The 18,987-nt window shown below is 65.4% G+C and carries 12 protein-coding genes and 2 pseudogenes; 9 read left to right on the forward strand and 5 right to left on the reverse strand.

Going from position 1 to position 18,987, the window contains the following annotated elements:
• Positions 1-17 precede the first annotated feature (17 nt).
• From RO07_RS06355 to RO07_RS06365, 3 genes are all read right to left on the reverse strand, one after another.
• Positions 18-1,271, reverse strand: a complete 1,254-nt coding sequence (locus RO07_RS06355; protein WP_039409085.1) for an Hsp70 family protein — start codon at positions 1,269-1,271, stop codon at positions 18-20.
• Positions 1,272-1,371: 100 nt separating this feature from the next.
• On the reverse strand, positions 1,372-2,760 hold the full coding sequence (locus RO07_RS06360; protein ID WP_039409087.1) for an MFS transporter: 1,389 nt from the start codon (positions 2,758-2,760) through the stop codon (positions 1,372-1,374).
• A gap of 215 nt (positions 2,761-2,975) precedes the next feature.
• Entirely contained in the window at positions 2,976-4,190 is a 1,215-nt protein-coding gene (locus tag RO07_RS06365) for a cytochrome P450 (protein ID WP_052267066.1), read from the reverse strand.
• Positions 4,191-4,328: 138 nt separating this feature from the next.
• Here RO07_RS06365 and RO07_RS06370 point away from each other — a divergent pair, with 138 nt between their 5' ends.
• The 7 genes and pseudogenes from RO07_RS06370 (at position 4,329) to RO07_RS25795 (ending at position 10,133) form a co-directional block, all read left to right on the forward strand.
• On the forward strand, positions 4,329-5,030 hold the full coding sequence (locus RO07_RS06370; protein WP_039409089.1) for an ArsR/SmtB family transcription factor: 702 nt from the start codon (positions 4,329-4,331) through the stop codon (positions 5,028-5,030).
• 729 nt (positions 5,031-5,759) lie between these two features.
• Complete coding sequence (locus tag RO07_RS06375; RefSeq protein WP_039409091.1) at positions 5,760-6,317, forward strand: cupin domain-containing protein; 558 nt, start codon at positions 5,760-5,762, stop codon at positions 6,315-6,317.
• A 110-nt stretch (positions 6,318-6,427) separates the two neighbouring features.
• Positions 6,428-7,327: an alpha/beta fold hydrolase gene (locus RO07_RS06380; RefSeq protein ID WP_052267067.1), complete on the forward strand. Its 900-nt coding sequence runs from the start codon at positions 6,428-6,430 to the stop codon at positions 7,325-7,327.
• Positions 7,328-7,406: 79 nt separating this feature from the next.
• A pseudogene (locus RO07_RS25790) lies at positions 7,407-7,523 on the forward strand (SDR family oxidoreductase); the annotation flags it as partial.
• On the forward strand, positions 7,516-9,168 hold the full coding sequence (locus RO07_RS06390) for a thiamine pyrophosphate-binding protein (RefSeq protein ID WP_039409095.1): 1,653 nt from the start codon (positions 7,516-7,518) through the stop codon (positions 9,166-9,168). The pseudogene RO07_RS25790 and the gene RO07_RS06390, both read left to right, overlap by 8 nt.
• Positions 9,161-9,979 (forward strand): aspartate dehydrogenase, encoded by an 819-nt coding sequence (locus RO07_RS06395; protein ID WP_039409097.1) that lies wholly within the window; start codon positions 9,161-9,163, stop codon positions 9,977-9,979. The genes RO07_RS06390 and RO07_RS06395 overlap by 8 nt, the downstream gene beginning before the upstream one ends.
• A 13-nt stretch (positions 9,980-9,992) precedes the next feature.
• Positions 9,993-10,133 carry a hypothetical protein gene (locus RO07_RS25795; RefSeq protein WP_157118195.1) on the forward strand — a complete coding sequence of 47 codons (141 nt, stop codon included), beginning with the start codon at positions 9,993-9,995 and terminating at the stop codon, positions 10,131-10,133.
• A 119-nt stretch (positions 10,134-10,252) separates the two neighbouring features.
• On the opposite strand, the gene RO07_RS06400 is transcribed toward RO07_RS25795, so the two are convergent.
• Both RO07_RS06400 and RO07_RS25800 read right to left on the reverse strand, forming a co-directional pair.
• Positions 10,253-10,798, reverse strand: a complete 546-nt coding sequence (locus tag RO07_RS06400; RefSeq protein ID WP_039409099.1) for a glutathione peroxidase — start codon at positions 10,796-10,798, stop codon at positions 10,253-10,255.
• Between the two features lie 145 nt (positions 10,799-10,943).
• Positions 10,944-11,558: a hypothetical protein gene (locus RO07_RS25800; protein WP_147284540.1), complete on the reverse strand. Its 615-nt coding sequence runs from the start codon at positions 11,556-11,558 to the stop codon at positions 10,944-10,946.
• Between the two features lie 32 nt (positions 11,559-11,590).
• Between RO07_RS25800 and RO07_RS06405 the strand changes: the two genes are divergently transcribed.
• Together RO07_RS06405 and RO07_RS26875 are read left to right on the forward strand one after the other, a co-directional pair.
• Positions 11,591-18,034 (forward strand): autotransporter domain-containing protein, encoded by a 6,444-nt coding sequence (locus RO07_RS06405; protein ID WP_052267068.1) that lies wholly within the window; start codon positions 11,591-11,593, stop codon positions 18,032-18,034.
• A 144-nt stretch (positions 18,035-18,178) separates the two neighbouring features.
• Positions 18,179-18,922 (forward strand): annotated as a pseudogene (locus tag RO07_RS26875) (tetratricopeptide repeat protein); the annotation flags it as partial.
• Between the last annotated feature and the right edge of the window lie 65 nt (positions 18,923-18,987).

Raw genomic sequence — 18,987 nt, forward strand, 5'->3', positions numbered from 1 at the left:
CCGGACGGCGGGCTCGCTCAGGCGAACACGCGTTTGGCGTGAATGCCCAGACCCAGCGCCACGCTGGCGAGGCGATCGCCGAAGACCGGCGTCGCCTTGGGGAATGCGGCGCACATGGCGCCGGACAGGCAGCGAAGGCCGGTCGAGCCGCCGGTGAAGTAAAGCGCATCGACGTCTTCGGCCCGCAACCCGGCCAGCGACGCGGTGTGCACGGCGCCCGCCGTGATGCTCGCGATCTCGTCGCTGACGGCGTCGACCAGAGCCGCTTCCGAAAACGCAATGTTCAGATCGCGCTCGATCACCGAGAGGTCGATGTTCGTCTCGCCGCCGGCGGACACGTCGATCTTGGCCGCTTCCGCATGACCGACCAGCGCATGGCCCAGACGTAGCTCGACCGTGCGCATGAGGCGGCGATGATGCGTCGGATCGGCGTACAGATGCGCGGTGAGCGCGAGTTCGCCCACGCGCTTGGGCGTGTAGACGGTATTGATCAGGTGCCACGTGGCCAGATCGAAATAGATCCGGTTGGGCACTTCCTTGCCGTCGGGACCGAGCGACTTGTAGCCGAGTTCGCGCAGGATCGTGGCGAGTTCGATGCGGCGATCGAAGTCCGTCCCGGCGATGTGCACGCCGTGATGCGCCAGCACGTCTTCCTTGCGGTCCAGATGGCGCGCGCGTTCCGGCCCCACGCGAACGAGCGAGAAGTCGGACGTCCCGCCGCCGATGTCGACGACCAGCACCTGCTGTTCCTCCGCGAGGCGCGACTCGTAGTCGAAAGCCGCGGCGATCGGTTCGAACTGAAACTGCACATCCTTGAAGCCGACATCGAGCGCGCTCTGTTCGAGCGAGCGTTGCGCGGCGGCGTCGGCGCGCGGATCGTCGTCGACGAAGAACACCGGCCGTCCGAGGACCACTTGCCGCAGGTCCCCGCCGCTCGCCTTGAGTGCGTGGGTGCGCAGGTGGCGCAGGAACGTGGCGATGATATCGATGTAGCGCATCGCCGAGCCGTTGCCCAGGTCGGTGGTGCTTTCGATGAGGGACGAGCCGAGCAGGCTCTTGAGCGAGCGCATGAGGCGCCCGTCGTACCCGTCGATGTAATCGGAGACGGCTTGGCGGCCGAACGAGGCGCGGCCGCCTTCGTCGGCGTTGAAGAAGACGGCGGTCGGCAGCGTGCCGTAGCCGGCTTCGAGCTCGACGAGACGCATGGCCGCACCGTCTTGCACGGCAACGGCGGAATTCGAAGTGCCGAAATCGATGGCGCAGAAGCTCATGGCGTTTGCGGCCCGTGTGGGCGAGCCGTAAAAGGTCGGCAGTGTAGCACGGCCGGGCGGCCGGCCGCATTTCGGTCGGTGGCGTGTCCGAGCGAGCCTGTCATCCGCGTGCCGAGCGTGCGCCGGGCTGCGTGGACGGCAACGTGCGCAGGCTGCTGACGACGGCCGCCACCGCGGCGAAGGCCGCTGCGATGAAAAGCGACGCGCGTGTGCCGGCGCCCTGCGGCGCCACGCTGAACACGAGCGCGACGAGCGCCGCGCCGGTCGTCTGTCCGGTCAGGCGCGCGGTGCCGAGCATGCCGCTCGCGCCGCCGCTGCGGTGCGCCGGCGCTGACATGAGCATCGCGTAGTTGTTGGGCGACTGGAACAGACCGAAGCCGAAGCCGCACAGGGCCATGCGCCAGACGATGTCGCCGGTCGTCGGGTGCTGCGGCAGCAAGCCGAGCGCGAGCAGACCGAGCGCGAAGGCCGCGAGCCCGACCGCGCCGAGCAAGCCTGGCTTGTAGTGTTCGAGCAGACGTCCGGCAATCGGCGCCACGACCATGATGGTGAGGGGCCACGCGGTCATCAGCAGGCCGGTCTGCACGTGATCGAAGCCGAGCGTGTCCTGCAGGAAGAAGGGCAGCGACACGAACGCGAGCATCTGCGCGCAGAACGATGCCATCGACGTGCAGATCGACAGGCCGAAGATCGGGATGCGCAGCAGATCCACGGGCAGCAGCGGCACGGGCTGCGTGCGCTGGCGTCGCACGAACACCGTGCCGATAACGACGGCCGCGACGAGTTCGACCGCCACGAGCCAGAGGTCCTGGCCATGACCGAAGGAATCGATGCCGGAGATGAGCAGGCCGAACGTCAGCGCGCTCAGCACGGCGCCCGTCCAGTCGAACGGGTGCGAGGCGCGCTTGCTGTCGGGCAGCGAGCGCACGGCAATGGCGAAGGCGACGATGCCCAGCGGCACGTTGATCGCGAAGAGCCACGGCCAGTGGGCGATGGACAGGATGCCGGCGGCGACAGTCGGGCCGGCAGCCGACGAGAAGGCGACGATCAGCGAGTTGAGCGCGACGCCGCGCCCGAGCCAGCGCGATGGGTAGATTGCCTTCACCAGGGCGGTGTTGACGCTCATGATGCCGGCCGCGCCGAAGCCTTGCGCCACGCGGGCGACGGTCAGCGTGACGAGCGAGTCCGAGAGCGCGCAGGCGAGCGATGCGAGCGTGAAGACCGCCAGCCCGACGGTATAGACCTTCCGATAACTGACAATTTCACCGAGCGCGGCGAGCGGCAGCAGCGAGATGGTGATGGCGAGCTGATAGGCGTTGACGATCCAGATGGACGTGGCGGGGCTGGCGTTCAGGTCGCGCGCGATCGTGGGCAGCGCCACGTTGGCGATCGCGCTGTCGAGCACCGAGAGCGAGATGGCGAGCATGACGGTGGCAATCGCCCAGACCCGGGCGGGCATGGGCATACCGTCGGTGAGTGTGTTGGACATGAGAGCAACGCAAGGCAAACGGAACGCGCGCCAGGAAAGAGCGGCTCGAGCGCGCGAAAACCGTCATCCTGCCTCAATTCCTGAAACGAAGCGCCGAGGGCTTGCAATGCCTCGTCGTTAAAGGCTTTCGGGTTTTGGTTTGTTGTTTTGTCTGGTGAAATATTTGTTTTGTCAGAAGAAACATGCGCTTCGAAGAGAAGTGACGGATGCCTCAATCACCCCTGTGGCGTAAAGCGAGCGATGCGAATATTACCCAGCAGATGGTAGGCGGTGCCGTCTGCCACGGCGGGCAGATCGACGCCGTAATCGAGTGCCGTCTGGACGCCGACGGCCGCGATCATGCTGGCGGGCGTGCGCCCTGGGCAGGCGTGTACGCCATGACCAAAGGTCCACGCGGTGTCGTCCGGCGCCGCGCCAGGAGCCGCCGAAGCGAGCACCACGAGCACCGACTCGCCACGCGCGATCGTGTGCTCGCCGATGACGGCCGGCGCGAGCAGGAAGCGGCGCGTGTTTTGCACGGGCGGATCGAAACGCGTGACGTCCGCGACGGCCGTGATGGCGTCCCTGAAGTTGTCCGGTGACCCTGATGGCGCGGGCGCATGCGCTGTCCGGTGCGCGAGCCGACGCAGCCCGTTCGCCACGAGTCCCGCGGTGGCGTCGTGCGCTTGCGTGAAGAGGCCGACGACGTTCGCCGTGAGTGCGCCGAAGTCGATGGCCTCGTCGCGCTCGGCGGCGCGTGCCGTGGCGCGCAGCCAACTGCCGGACGTGGCGTTGCCGTCGAGCCAGCGGCTGGCGCGGGCTTGCATTGCCGACGCGGCGAGGTGACCGCGCGCAATCACCTCGCCATCGACCGTCGGACGTGCCGACTGCGCCATTGCGGCCACGAGACGGCGGACGTCGTCATGGACGGCATGCCACTGCTCGCGCGGCACGCCAAGCCACGCCGCGAGTGCATAGACGGGATGGCGAAAGACGAAATCGTCGAGACACGCCGGCAGGGCGTCGCCGCTGGCCGTAGGAGCGTCAGCGGCGTGATCCCAGGCGCACCGGCTTGCGTCCCGAAGCCGTGCGAGCGCATCGGCGTCGGGCTGCAGCGTTGCGAGTCGCGCCTGCAGCCAGGGTTTGAGCGCCGCATGCGTGGGGCCGTCGTTCATGCGAACGAGGGCGCCGAACCAGTCGCCCGCGGCACCGCCCGCGAGCGCGGCGGGAACGACAGCCCCCGCAGGACGGACGCCGCACGCCGGATGCCGGAGCACGGCGGCCACCGCCTGCGGCCCGGCTGCGACCCACACGTCAAGCGACGCATCGAAGTCGAACGGGCGGTGTTCGGCCAGCGCTTCGTAGTACGGATAGGGATTGGGATGCGTGACGGCTGCCAGTGCATTCGCGGGGGCTGAGGTTGCATCGGGGTACGTGTTGAGATCGGACATGACGAAGCCTCTCGTATTGGCGTATCGATGATCGTTATCTTGCGATATCCGATGTGCTGCACGTTTCATCACGAACTGAAGTATCGAACGTGAGTGCGAGCCTATACTGCGAGGCATGTTCTGCAATGGAGTCGTGCAATGGATATCGCAAGAGACCATGCCCCGAGCGTCAGTTCACTGGCGGCGCTGCTCGCCGACGCGGGGCGCATGACGATGCTCTGGGCGTTGATGGACGGCTCGGCGCGCCCGGCGGGGGAACTGGCGCTCGTCGCCGGTCTGTCGCCGTCCAGCGCGAGCGGTCATCTGGCGCGGCTGGTCGATGGCGGCGTGCTGGCGCAGGAGGCGCGCGGCCGTCATCGATACTTCCGCATCGCCACGCCGGAAGCCGCCGCGGCCATCGAGGCGCTCGCGAGCGCGGTGCTCGCAACGCAACAGGCGCGTCCGCGCCCGGTGCCGGTGAGCCGCGCCACACCGGTGCCGCTGCGTCACGCGCGTACGTGCTACGACCACATGGCCGGCGAGATTGCCGTCGATCTGTTCGATCGCATGCACACGCGCCGCTGGATCCGCATTGACGGTAGCGATGTCGTATTGACCGATGCGGGCGCGAACGGTCTTGCAGCGCTCGGCGTCGATCTCGACATGACGCGCGCGCGTCGTCGCCGCTTTGCCTGCACGTGCCCCGACTGGAGCGAGCGCAAGCCGCACCTCGGCGGCGCGCTGGGCGCGGCGCTGCTCCATACCTGTCTGCATGCGAAATGGTTGGAACCGGCCAGTGAGCCGCGCGCGCTGCGCGTCACGCCGCTCGGTGTACGCAAGCTCGCCACCATCGCTGTGTGAGCGTCACGCCACCGCACCGCCACCTCGCGGTGAGTGGACTGGCCCTCGCGCCGCAAGCGTTCGCAACGCGAGCGGGCGTGGGGCGTCAGCGGCTTAACTGCCGGCGGAAGTCGAGGCGATCAATGTCCTGGGCGAGCGCGTACGACCTAAAGTCCGCTGCACTCGATTCCCCCGTAACGCCCGAAGAACCCGTGGTTCCCCGAAAACCACTTCGGAAAGCGGATCTGCCGCTCGGCACGCGCGCGGTAGCACGACAAATTTCAACCATCAATTCATGCGTCACCGCTGCAAAACTCGCCCCTCTCCTGGCCTAAGCTCCGGATTGTTGGTTTCATAAGTGATTCAATGTTCCACCCAATGGTCTTTCCTCATGCCCGTCGGCGTTTTTTGCAACCGGCGGTCGATGTCGCGCCTTTGTATACGGGTTTTCCCTAGTCAAAAAATCACTTTTGACCACGCACATCCCTCTTTATAATTGATCCATATATAAATCAATGTTTCAAATATGAAACGTACCGCGGGGCGGAAAAGACAGGCTGGTAGGCCGAGGATGTGAGCGACCGCCTGCCCACGGCAAGTTGAACGTCCAGAAACACGGTGGTTTCTCCCCATGCTCAGGTCGATTCAGTTGCAGGACGCGAACGTCGCCGAGGCGTACGCCGAAGTTCGTCATGCCCTGACGGGCCCCCGCCATCTGCTCAATTCGCAACGCCTTCAAGGAGTTACAACATGGCGCAAGCCGAAGCTAAAAACACCGCGACGCCGCAGGCTGTCGAGAGCTGGACACAGGCCGAGGGCCAGTCGTTCGCCGAGTGGCTGGACACGCGTGTGGCGCGTTTCGCCACGCGCAAGTACGACTGGGACGCACTCAAATTCCAGGCCGACTACGACCCGAAGTACCGCCGCGCGCAAATGCGCTATGTGGGTACCGGCGGCACCGGCGTGGCTCGGGACACCAACACCGTGCCCGCCGGTCACTTCACGTTCTCGACCATGGTGATCCCGGCCGGCAACATCGGCCCGAGCCACATCCACATGGACGTCGAGGAAATCTTCTTCGTGATGCGCGGCAAGATGAAAGTGATCTGCGAGCGCGATGGCGAGACGTGGGAAGCCGTTCTCGGCGAGCGTGACCTGATCTCGGTGCCGCCGGGCGTGTACCGCACGGAAATCAATATCGGCGACGAAGACGCGCTCATGTGCGTGATGCTCGGCTCGCAGAAGCCCGTCACGCCGACGTATCCGCCCGATTCGCCGCTCGCCAGGATCAAGCGCGAGCCGAAGTAAGCGCGGGGTTTCACCCCGAAGTCCGGGGCAGTGGTGCGTTCGCCCGTTGGCGATACGCGCACGCCCCGGCAGAAATTCCGATTCATCGCCACACGCACCGTCCAGAAACCATGCAAGCCGAAGCCGTCCCGAACGAATTGCCGGAAGATGCCATCGCCGCTTCAATGTGCGCGCGGCTGGCCGCTTTTCCGTACCGCACCGTCGCCACGCGCGCGGGCACCGTGGGCTACCGGTTGTCGGGCAACGGTGACTTGCCCGTGGTGATGCTGCACGGCATCGGTTCGGGCGCTGCGTCGTGGCTGGCGCAATTCGAAGCGACGGGTCTCGATGCCGCGCTGTACGCGTGGGACACCCCGGGCTATGGCCAGACGTCGAACGTCGCGCCGGCCGAGCCGCATGCCGACGCCTACGCCGACGCACTCGAAGCGTGGCTCGACGCGCTGGGACTGGCGCGCGTGGCCCTCGTCGGTCATTCGCTGGGCGCGATCATGGCCACGAAATTTGCGAGCCGCGCGCCGCAACGGGTGTGCGGGCTGTTCCTGTGCTCGCCCGCGGGCGGCTACGGCAAGGCCGATCCGGAGGTGCGCGCATCCAAGCGCGACAGCCGTCTCGCCATGCTCGACAAGCTGGGCCCCGCCGGCATGGCGCGCGAGCGCAGCGACAATCTCGTCGCCCCCGCAGCACACGCCTTGTCGCGCGCATGGGTGAAGTGGAACATGGCGCGCGTGCTGCCCGCCGGCTACCGCCAGGCGACGCATCTGCTCTCGAACGGCGACGTTGCCGGCGAACTCGCACGGTACGTGTCGGCCAACGCCGGCCCGGTCGCCGTTGCCGTCGGTGCGCAGGACGCGATCACGACGCCTGCGAGCTGCGCGCGCATCGCCGAAGTCGCCGGCGTGCCGCTGCAGATCATCGACGGCGCGGGGCACGCGTCGTACATCGAGACGCCCGACGCGCTCAATGCTTCGCTCGCCGCGTGGCTCGAGCAAGTCGTGGCAGGAGGGCGTTGATATGGCACCGGCAGCACGCAAGCGCGCGACGGCCGCCGTCGACATGGTGGCGACATCGTCGGCGCGCGCGGGCAAGCAACGCCTGGGCAAGCCTGAAGAGGCCGCCGCAGCGATCTTTTTCCTGGCGAGCCCGCAGTCGTCCTATACGACGGGCAGCCACATCGATGTTTCCGGAGGCCTGGCAAGACATGTCTAACAAAACCACCGTCGGCGAAGTCATCGCGGCGTTTCTCGAACAGTGCGGCGTGAAGACCGCATTCGGCGTGATCTCGATTCACAACATGCCGATTCTCGACGCCATCGCGCGGCGCGAAAGGATCCGCTACGTCGGCGCGCGCGGCGAAGCCGGCGCACTGAACATGGCAGACGGTCTGGCGCGCGTGTCGGGCAGCCTCGGCGTGGCGTTCACGAGCACCGGCACCGCGGCGGGCAACGCCGCGGGCGCGATGGTCGAAGCGCTCACCGCCGGCACGCCCGTGCTGCACATCACCGGTCAGATCGAGACCGAATTCCTCGACCGCGATCTCGCGTATATCCACGAAGCGCCGGATCAGCTCGGCATGCTCGACGCGATCTCGAAGGCAGCCTACCGTGTGCGCTGCGTCGACACTGCGCTCTCGACCGTACGCGAAGCCGTGCGTGTCGCGCTGACGCCGCCGGCCGGCCCTGTGAGCGTCGAGATTCCCATCGACATCCAGGCTGCGGAAATCGAATGGCCGGCCGATCTGGGGGCGCCGCACATTCCGGTGCCGTCGCACGACGACGCCCGTGTGGCCGAGCTAGCCGACAGGCTGGCGGGCGCGCATCGTCCGCTGCTGTGGCTGGGCGGCGGCGCCCGCGGCGCGCAAGCGGCGGTCAAGCGTCTGGTCGACATGGGTTTCGGCGTGGTGACCAGCGTGCAGGGGCGCGGTATCGTGCCGGAAGACCACGCGGCAACGCTGGGCGCCTTCAACATCCATCCGACCGTCGAGACGTTCTACAAGACGTGCGACGCGGTGCTCGTGGTCGGGTCCCGCCTGCGCGGCAACGAGACGCTCAAGTACAGGCTGGCGCTACCGCGTCCGCTTTATCGCGTCGATGCCGACGGGCTGGCCGATAACCGTGGCTATCGCAACGACCTGTTCGTGCAGGGCGACGCCGCTCGCGTGCTCGACGCGCTGGCCGATCGCCTGCGGGGTCGCCTGTCGGTGGACCCGGCGTTCCACGCCGATCTCGCCGCGGCCCGCGAGGCGGCCGTCAAGCAGGTCGCCGAAGGTCTCGGCCCGTATCGTCAACTCGTGGCTGCGTTGCAAGGCGCGTTGGGGCGAGACTTCAACTGGGTGCGCGACGTCACTATCTCCAACAGCACGTGGGGCAACCGCCTGCTGAAGCTTTTCTTGCCGCGCGCCGGTGTGCACGCGCTGGGCGGCGGCATCGGCCAGGGCATGCAGATGGGCATCGGCGCGGCGCTCGCGGGCGCCGCGAAGAAGACCGTGGCGCTGTGCGGCGACGGAGGCCTGATGGTCAACGTCGGCGAGCTGGCCACGGCCGTGCAGGAAAAGGCGCCGGTCATCATCCTGCTGATGAACGACCAGTGCTATGGCGTGATCCGCAACATCCAGGACGCGCAGTACGGCGGGCGTCGCCACTACGTGCAATTGCACCAGCCGGATTTCGCGGCTTTCTGCGCGAGCCTGCAACTCAGGCACGAACGCATTACCGCCATCGGCCAGGCCGAAGCCGCCGTGGCACGCGCCGTCGCACACGACGGCCCGGTGCTGCTCGAAGTCGACATGCTATCGGTCGGCAGCTTCGCGTCACCCTTTGCCGGCCCGCCGGTCCGGGAGAACGCGAATGCGTGAACTGAATCGTCGTCCTGTCGACGTGGCGCTGATCGGCTTCGGCGCGATCGGCTCGAAGGTCTACGAGGCCTGCGCGGACGATCCGAACCTTCGCGTGGGGCACGTCATCGTGCCGGAAGACGCCGCAGCGCGCGTGCGCGAGAGCGTGCGTCCGGGCACCGAAGTGGTGTCGTCGGCGCAGGCGCTCACGAGCCGTCCCGACTTCGTGCTGGAGTGCGCCGGACATAGCGCGCTCTCCGGTCATGTCGTGCCGCTGCTCAAGTCCGGCGTGGACTGCGCCGTCGCCTCGATCGGCGCGCTCTCCGACACCGATCTGCTCGCGGCATTGGAGCAGGCCGCCAGGGACGGCGCATCGACGGTCACGCTATTGTCCGGCGCGATCGGTGGCATCGACGCGATCGCCGCCGCCCGCGAAGGCGGCCTGGACGAAGTGCTGTACACCGGCCGCAAGCCGCCGTTGGGCTGGCGGGGCACGCCTGCCGAGCAGGTCTGCGATCTTGCCGCGCTCACGAGCGCGACCGTCATCTTCGAGGGCAGCGCACGCGATGCGGCGCGTCTGTACCCAAAGAACGCGAACGTGGCGGCCACCGTGGCGATCGCCGGTCTGGGGCTCGACGCGACGCGCGTGCGCCTGATCGCCGATCCGGCCACCACGCGCAACGTGCACCACATTGCGGCGCGCGGCGCGTTCGGCGAGATGTCGCTGGAGATGTGCGGCAAGCCGTTGCCGGGCAACCCCAAGACCTCGGCCCTCACCGCGTATTCGGCGATCCGCGCGTTACGCAACCGCGTGGCGAACTGTGTGATCTAGCGGGAACCGCATCATGAGCCATCAAGATTTGCTGCAAGGGTTTTCGAGCGACATCCTGGTCGGCGGCGAGTGGCGTGCCGGCACCGGCCGCCGCTACCAGAGCCTGTATCCCGCTGATGAAAGCGTGAATGGAGGCGGGCCCGACGCTGCGTGAGGTGACGTGGGGCGTGACGACGGCCGACGAGGTAGCTGTCATTGCGATCGCCTGGCCGATCAACCGGGCTACTACTTCCGCGATGGCGCGACGGGCTGTATGGACCCGAAATGACGGCGTTACTTGGCCAATTCGGCGTCGATGGCGGCGAGCAGGCGCGGATCGTCGGCCTTCACGTCGGGCGAGAAGCGGGCGACCACCTGGCCGTTGCGGCCGATCAGGAATTTCTCGAAGTTCCACAGGATGTCGGCGGGGTTGTCGCGCTCGACGCCGAAGCCCTTCAGACGCTCGCGGAACGGGCCTTCGCCGGTGGCTTCCGGCTTCGCCTGGACGAGCGCCGTGTACAGCGGGTGACGATCGTCGCCTAGCGCGGAAATCTTGGCGAACAGCGGGAACGTGACGTTGTACTGCGTGGAGCAGAAGTCGCGGATCTCCGCATCGGTGCCCGGTTCCTGACCCTTGAAGTTGTTTGCCGGGAATGCCAGCACTTCCAGACCCGCCGCGCGTTTCTCTTCGTACAGACGCTGCAGCCCTTCGTATTGTGGTGTGAGACCGCACTTCGAGGCGACGTTGACGACCAGGCGCACCTTGCCGGCGTAATCGGCCAGTGACGCGTCGCTGCCGTCGTTGCGCTTGACGGCGATGGTTTCGATGTTCGTGCTCATGAGATTCCCTTTGTTGAGTCGTTCGCTGAGTTTAGCGTACGTGGCGGGAATTCGCTGGAGGGGGCGGGGAGGGCGGTTTGGCTCCAGATAGCCTTAATCGCATAGAACCGTCAGCATCCCGTAAGAATTGGCGGTGGCCCGTAAATCATGATGGGGGGAGTACTTTGACGTGTTGCGATATGAGCTTTTTTATAGGCAAAAAGATGGGCAATAACGACGATGGCGTATTGCTGAGAGCGGAAAAAATTCGCTCTGGGGGACGTTGGTAGGACGATTCGTTGTGCGATTCAAATGGAAAAAAATCAATCGAATCAACGTCAATTTTTAAATTATCGAACAGCAATTGACAGTCGGGATAGGGTGTGAAAGGATTCGCGAGTTTCGAAAAATTACCAAATATCACAAGCACGTTTGCCCGGTGAATGACGCGACGTCGATAAAGTCCGCCACCGGTCAATAACACGGGGTTCGTTCGAATGTTCCGCACCACTTCTCGCAGGTCGGGCGCGTTCGCGCTATCGGGAGACAGTCCGCCAACCGGCAGGCCGGCGGATTTCCACAGGATTCCAGCCTTGACGCCAGTCAGTGTGACCGAACACTGATCGCTGTGCGCTTCGGCGCGACGTTTTTTCGCGCCGCCACCGGTCGTCACCGTTTCACTCAAATCAAGAACCGCGCCGTGCCGGCGAGGTTCGGCATTCGTGCGCCTGTTCGTATGGCGAGCTTGCGCGCGATGCACCGCATCGAATTGAACATCCATCGCAATAAGAACCCGACAAACAGAGGAACCAGATGAACCACGTCTACCGCGTCGTATGGAGCGCCAGCCTGGGCATGTATCAGGTGGCGTCGGAAATCGCGTCGAGCAACGGCAAGAAGTCTCGCTCGGTGGATCGGCGGGCACGCAAGGTGGCAACTGTGGCGGCGCTCGCGGTGCTCGCGGCGACGCCGGGCCCCGCAGCAGCTCAGTTCGTCGGCTCGATCATGGAAAGCGATGGCTCCATCTCGCCGCTGGACGTGGGGAGCTTGAACGGAGACGGTTGGGGGTGGACTGGGCAGCAACTGCACGTATTTTCCACGGGGCCGCGCAATGCCACGCTCGACGGGGCTTTCTCCTCTATCTCGGTTGATGCGTCGGCCAGCCTGAGCGGGAGCACAAACGGGATTGTCATCAACACGCCGGCTGGCACATCGCCGGCGTCTTCTGTGTTGGTCAACGGTAACGTGGGGGGTGCGGCCACAGGGGTGAGCGTGGCAGGCGAGTTGGGTACCCTTACCAACAACGGCAACATCACCGGACAGACGGCTGTGTCGTCGACCGGTGCGATCGGGACGATTACAAATACGCGCCTGATCCAGGGCGGCGTGACGGGTATTAATGTCTCGACCGCGGGCGTTGCCGTGCCTGCGAGGGTCGACCTGATCCAGAACGGCGGCACGATTATCGGCGGCGGTAGGGGCGTCTACAACGACTCGAGCATTGGCACCATTCGTAATGATGCCGGTGGGCTCGTCATGAGCAGCGGCGGTCATGCCATCGACAACCAGGGCGCTATTGCCGCTATCGAGAATGCGGGGAGCATCCAGGGTTCGAGCATCGGCGTGCGGAATCTCGGCGCGCTGATCGGTACGCTCGACAATAGCGGCCGGATCACCGGTGGCGCGATCGGTGTACTCAACGGCGCACACATTGGAACGTTGTCCAACTCGGGCTTGATCTCAGTCTCAGGTTCTCCGAGCGGCACCGACGCTGTGGAGAATTTCGGCACCATCGGAAGTGTGGTCAATTCGGGCAGCATTGCAGGCGGATCGGCCGTGTGGGCCGCTGGCGTGAGCAATGGCAACCGGATCGACACGTTGACGAACCAGAGTGGCGGTCGCATCACCGGGGATCTCGGCGTCCACAACGAAAGCCAAACGATGCCGAGCGGTGCGCGTTCCATCGGCGTACTGTCGAACAGCGGCGTGATCGAGGGCGTAAGTGCCGGGGTACGCAATAGTGGCAGCACCATCACGTCGCTCGTCAACACGGCGGCAACCGGAAATGCACCGGCAGGTACGATTTCGGCGACCGGCGCTGGGCAGTTCGTTTATGGCATCGACAATACCACCGTCACCGTCAGCGGCTCGGTGTATGGCGCGAGCATCACGGCGATCAAGAACGGCGGTCTGATCAGCGGCGCACGTGCCGGTATCAACAATTCCGGCTCGATCGCTGTGATCGACAACCTTGCGGGCGGTACGATCACTGGTGCGCAAACCGGCATCATTGCCGGCGGTACGATCGGGACGATCAACAACGCAGGCGGCGCAGTCATCCAGGGCGCGACGGCCATCGCCGTGGTCGCGGACTCGCTCGGTGCGATCCACAATGCGGGCGCGATTCTTGGCAGCGTGGTCAATACGACGACACAGGACCTGACGATCACCGGTGCCACCGACGGCACGTACGGCACCCTCACGGGAGCCGACGGTGCGTCTGTCGGTACGATCCAGAATATGGCATCGAACCTGCGTTTTACCAGCGGCAGCCTCGTGCTCAATGACAATGTCATGTTGTCGCCGGGTCGAACGCTGTTCAACAGCGGTGCAAAACTGCGCGTCAATCAGCCCCTCAGCGTTCTCGGCAACTACCAGCAGGATGCCGCCGGCACGCTCGAAATCGGTGTAAGCGGTAGCGCGGTGACTACGGGCGTTTACGCGAGCGACACCGGCTATGGTCGTCTCGTCGTGAACGGCGCGACAACACTGGCACCGGGCTCGACCATCGCGCTCAGCTCGATGGGATACACGTTTGCGGCGGGCCAGCGTTTCATCGTCATCGATTCGTCGCTTCCCTCGACGTACAACGAAAACTCGCTGCGCTACGTCGTCAATGGTTCGACGCTCGTAGGCGGTGGCGTGCGCCAGAGCAATGGCAATAACGTCGATCTGGTCGTCACCCTCTATTCGCCGAACGCCGTGGGCACGATCGGCGGGACCACGACGCTCGACAGCGGTGTACCGGCCAGCAGCACCGGCTGGAGCTTCGACGGCAGAAATCTCACGGTGGGCGGCACCACATTCGGGACGATCACTGGTGCGGTCGGCACGGTCACGAACAACGGTACGCTCACCGGCACGTCGGCGTTTGGCATCGGCGCGGGCGTGGGCTCGGTCGATCGCTTCGTGAACGAGGGCAGCATTGCCTCGACCGGTCCGTCGAACTCGGGCTTCTACAACGGTGGGGTCGTCGGTACTTTGGTGAACAATGGTCAGATCACGACGGCTACGCTGGCCGCAGTGAACAACTCCGGTTCAATGACTGCGTTCGAGAACAATGGGACGGTCACCGGCGTATCGAACGGGCTCACGAACCTGGGCACGCTCTCGTCCGTGGTGAACAAGGGAACCGTGCAGGCGACCAATGGTTATGGCGTGAACGACTCGGGCAGGATCGGCCAGTTGACGAACCAGGGTCTCATCAGCGGCTTCAAGGGGCTCGTGGTCAACGCTACGAATGGCGTGCCGGCCACAGTGGGCGTCGTCACGAACACGGGCACGATCACCGGCGCGCTGGCCGGCATCTCGAACTTCGGCTCAACCATCACGAAGATCGATAACCTAGCGGGCGGGTCAATTGCCGCACTGGGGCTCGCGAACAACACCGCCGCTATCGAAAACGTGCCGCTTTTCGGGACTGGCGTTCAGGCCAGTTCGATCGGCACGATCAGCAACGCGGGTTCGATCACGAGCAACGTCTACGGTATTCGGAACGTCGGCGTCATCGATCGGATCGACAACCTGGCGAGCGGCGTGATCACTGGACTTACTGGTGCGATCGTGCAGGAGGCCGGTGCGTCGCTCGGCACGATCAATAACGCGGGTACGATCGCAGGCGATATCATCAACAACTCGACCCAAGCGCTCAGTATCGGCGGTGCTGCGGGAACGACGTTCGGCACGCTCGCCGGGCTCGGCGGCGGCAATGCCGTCGGCACGATCTTCAGTTCGCGGGCTGACGTGTACTTCACGCGGGGTAACCTGTTGCTCAACGATAGCGTTGATCTGGGGCGTGCGCGAACGCTGCACAACAGCGCTGCGCTGCTGCAGGTCAATCGGCCGTTGCAGATCCTGGGCAACTATGACCAGGGTGCGGATGCGACGTTGCAAATCGGCGTGAGCGGCTTGACCGAAGGCAGCTATGGGCGTCTGAACGTGAGCGGCGCAACGTCGATTGCGCAGGGCTCGACCATCGCCCTTCAGTCGATGGGCTACGCGTTCGCGGCCGGTCAGCGCTATGTCGTGATCGACACGGTCGGCACCGTGAACTACAACGAGGGCACGCTTCGCTACGTCCTCAACGGCGCGCCCACGTCGCTCGCCGCGAGCGGCGCCCACGTGGGCAGCACGCTGACCGTCACGCTCTTCACGCCGCAATACCTCGGTACCGTCGACGGTACGACGCGTCTGGTCGCTGGCATGCCGAGCGGTGTGGTGCCGAACTGGAGCTTCGACGGCGCGAATCTCTCGGTTACCGGCACGGCGCAAGCGACGATCACAGGCCATATCGGCACGCTCACCAATAACGGCACGATCGTTAGCACGATGGCAAGCAATAGCGCGCTGGGAATCGGCAGCAGCGGTGGCCAGATCGACAGCATCGTGAACAACGGCCTGATTACGTCGTCGGGCGGCCTGAATTCGGGTCTGTACGCGGGCGGTGTCGTGGGCAGCATCATCAACGGCGGCACCATCCAGTCAGACAACCTGGGCGGCGTCAACAACACTGGCGCGTTGACGAGCCTGCGCAACGACGGTCTGATCCGCGGCGCAACGCTTGGCGTGGCCAATACCGGTTCGCTGAATTCGCTCACCAACACAGGCACGGTCGAGGCGACCGTCACCACGTCCGACGGCGTTGGTGTCTGGAGCACGAGCTGGCTCGGTACCCTCACGAACAGCGGTCAGATCAAAGGCTATACCGGCGTGATGGTAGCTGCGTCCGGTGACGTGAACCTGCCTTCGTCGCTCACCGCGCTCGACAATCGCGGCAGCATCACGGGGCGTACCGCCGGCGTCGCCAATTATGGTGGAGCGATCGCGGCGATCAATAATCTGACGAACGGTGTCATCACGGCAGGCACGGGAACGGCGGGAGAGTTTGCTCAAGGCGTATACAACAGCCCGAAACAGGTGGGCGGCACGCTTTACGGCGGCACCATTGGCGCGATCAACAATGCAGGGCTGATTTCGGCGGCGTACTACGGCATCGACAACGCTGCGGCGATCGGTACGATCAACAACCAGGCCGGCGGCTTGATCACGGGGTTGGGCGGCGCAATTTCCAATCAGGCGCCGACAGCGTCGATCGGCCAGATCAACAATGCCGGTGTGATCGCAGGGTGGGTCATCAACCGCTCGCAGAACGATCTGCGCATTGCCGGTGCGACCAACGGCACTTTCGGCACGATCACGAGCTTCGGTCCGACCTATGGCGGCACCATCGTCAGCACCAATGCCGATGTTCGTTTCAACGGCGGCAATCTCGTCATCGGCAATAATTTCGATCTGGCCGGCACACGTACGGCGTATAACGATGCGTCGGTGCTGCAGTTCAACAAGCCGGTGCAGATTTCGGGCAACTTCGCGCAGGCGGCCGGCGCAACGCTCCAGATCGGCGTGGCGAGCAACGCCGTGACGACCGGTGACATGACGACGGACGCCGGCTACGGACGCCTGGTGGTGAGCGGCAACACGACGCTGGCCGCTGGTTCGCGCGTCGCGCTGCAGTCGCTCGGCTACTCGTTTGCGCCGGGACAGCGTTACGTCGTGATCGACACGGCCGGGACCGCGAATTACAACGAAAGCTCGCTGGTGTATCGCGTGAACGGTTCGACGACGCTCGGCGCGACCGGCGCCAACGTCGCCAACGGCAACAAGCGGGATCTGGTCGTCACCGTGGTCTCGGATCCGAACGCCGGTTCGGGCGACAACGGTGGTAGCACCCCCGGCAACGGCGGCAGCACGGGCGGCGGCGCGAACCCGGGCAGCGGCATAACGCCTGGCGGCAGCGCCGGCGGCAACACGGTGACGAGGCCGTCGTTCGACCCGCGCACCAACGCAACCATTGCGTCGGCGCCGAATGCACAGTCGGCACTGTATGGCCTGCTCGGCTATACGGGGATCAGCGACGCGCGTCTGCTGAATCTGTACAACGCCACGCTTGGCTCGCTCTCGGACGGCTCGAGTGCGTCAGCCGACCGCGTGGGCAAGCAACTGGCGCCGTCGCAGAATGCGCGTGCAGCCGGTGCGGCAACGTTCGATTCGCTCGGCGTGGTCAACGCTCACGTCAACGATCTGCGTCTGGCGCAGGCAGGCGGTACGGGCGTCGCCACCGGCGACAGCGGGGCGCAGTGGAGCGTGTGGGGGCAAGCCTTCGGCGGCCACGCGAGCCAGTCCCAGCGTGATGGCGTGGACGGCTACAGCGCCAACTACGGTGGCCTCCTCGTGGGGGCGGATCGCGCCTTCGGCGATCATTGGCGCGCAGGCGGCGCATTCCAGTTCTCGCGCACCAATATCAACAACGACGGCAGCACGTCCGGCAACTCGACCGGCGTCAACGGCTACGGTCTGATCGGTTACGCCGCGTACACCGGCGAGCCGTGGTACGTGAACCTGTCGGGCTCGGTGGTGCTGCAGCGCTACGACACGAAGCGATTCGTGACGATGCAGGGTTTCAGCGGTACGGCCAACGGCAACTTCAACGGTCAGCAATACGTGGCAAGCGCCGAGTTCGGCTGGCCGCTGGCACTGGGCCGTGCTGTTGTCACGCCGCTCGCGAGCGTCACGTATAGCTATCTCAACCAGAACAGCTACACGGAAACCGGCGGCAACGGCACCGCGCTGACGGTCGGCAGCGCCGGGGCGAGCTCGGTGCGCAGTGCGCTCGGTGCGAAGTTCGCGGTGCCTTTCGAGACGTCGGCAGGAACCTGGGTGCCGGAGCTGAGCGTGCGCTGGGTGCATGAGTACAACCGTACGCGTCAGGCGACGTCGGCCAGCTTCGCCGCGGACCCGCTCGGCCAGACTGGCTTTACCAGCGTGGGCGCCACGCCGGTGTCGAACCTGGCGGACGTCGCGCTGGGTCTGACGCTGGTGCGCTCGAACAACCTGAGCGCGTCGATTCGCTACGACCTGCAGGCCGGATCGGGTTTCGTCTCGCACACGGGCATCGTGCGTGTGCAGCAGCGCTTCTGATCGCTGCCGGAAGTCGGGCGGAATGCCGGTCGCGGCCATTGACATGGCCGCGACCGGCATGAAAGTATCGCGCATTGTCCGGCGCTCCCCGAACCCTTTCCAATGTCTTCCTCTTCCCCCGGTACGTTGACGTTCGCGCAGGCGATGGCGCTGGCGCATTCCCATTGGCAGGCGGGGCAGTCCGCGCAGGCGGAAACACTCTGCCGCCGTATTCTCGAAGTCTCTCCCGACGACCCGGACGCCCACTACCTGCTGGGGCTGATGGCGCACGCGTACGGCAAGCGCGATATGGCGATCGAACATTTGCGCACGACCTGCCGCGCTCCGCGGGCGCCGGCATCCTGTTGGTCGGATCTGGCGGAAATGTGTCGTCAGGCGGGGCGTCTCGACGAGGCGCTGGCCGCCGCCCGGCGCGCCGTGGCCATCGATCCCGCATTCGCCGCCGGATGGAACAACCTCGGCATCGTGCTGCAGGAAGCGGGGCAGCTTGAAGAGAGCCTGATGTCTCTCACGCGCGTGACCGAACTGCTGCCCACGTCCGCCGACGCCCACAACAACCTTGGCAACACGGCGAATCTGCTGCGTCAATTCGATAAGGCCGAAGCCCATTACCGCCGCGCGCTCGAACTCGATCCGCAACGCCCCGACACGCACAGTAATCTCGCGGCGCTGTTGAGCGCGCAAGGGCGCGTTACCGAGGCGGCGGCAATGGCGCGGCGCGCCATCGAACTCGCGCCCGAATTCGTCGACGCCTATCGCAATCTCGCCGATGTCGAACTCTCGCAGGGCAACGCGACCGCTGCCATGCAGATCGTCGAAGCGATGTCGGCGTTTGCGCCTCGGCATCCGTCCACGCTCGTCGCGCGAGCGCGCATTCTGCATTTGACCGGTCGCCTGGACGAAGCACTCGTCCATGCGCGCGACGCCGTCGCGCTTCAACCGGAGAGCGCCGA

The organism is Pandoraea pulmonicola (assembly GCF_000815105.2).
Taxonomy (GTDB): Bacteria; Pseudomonadota; Gammaproteobacteria; order Burkholderiales; family Burkholderiaceae; genus Pandoraea; species Pandoraea pulmonicola.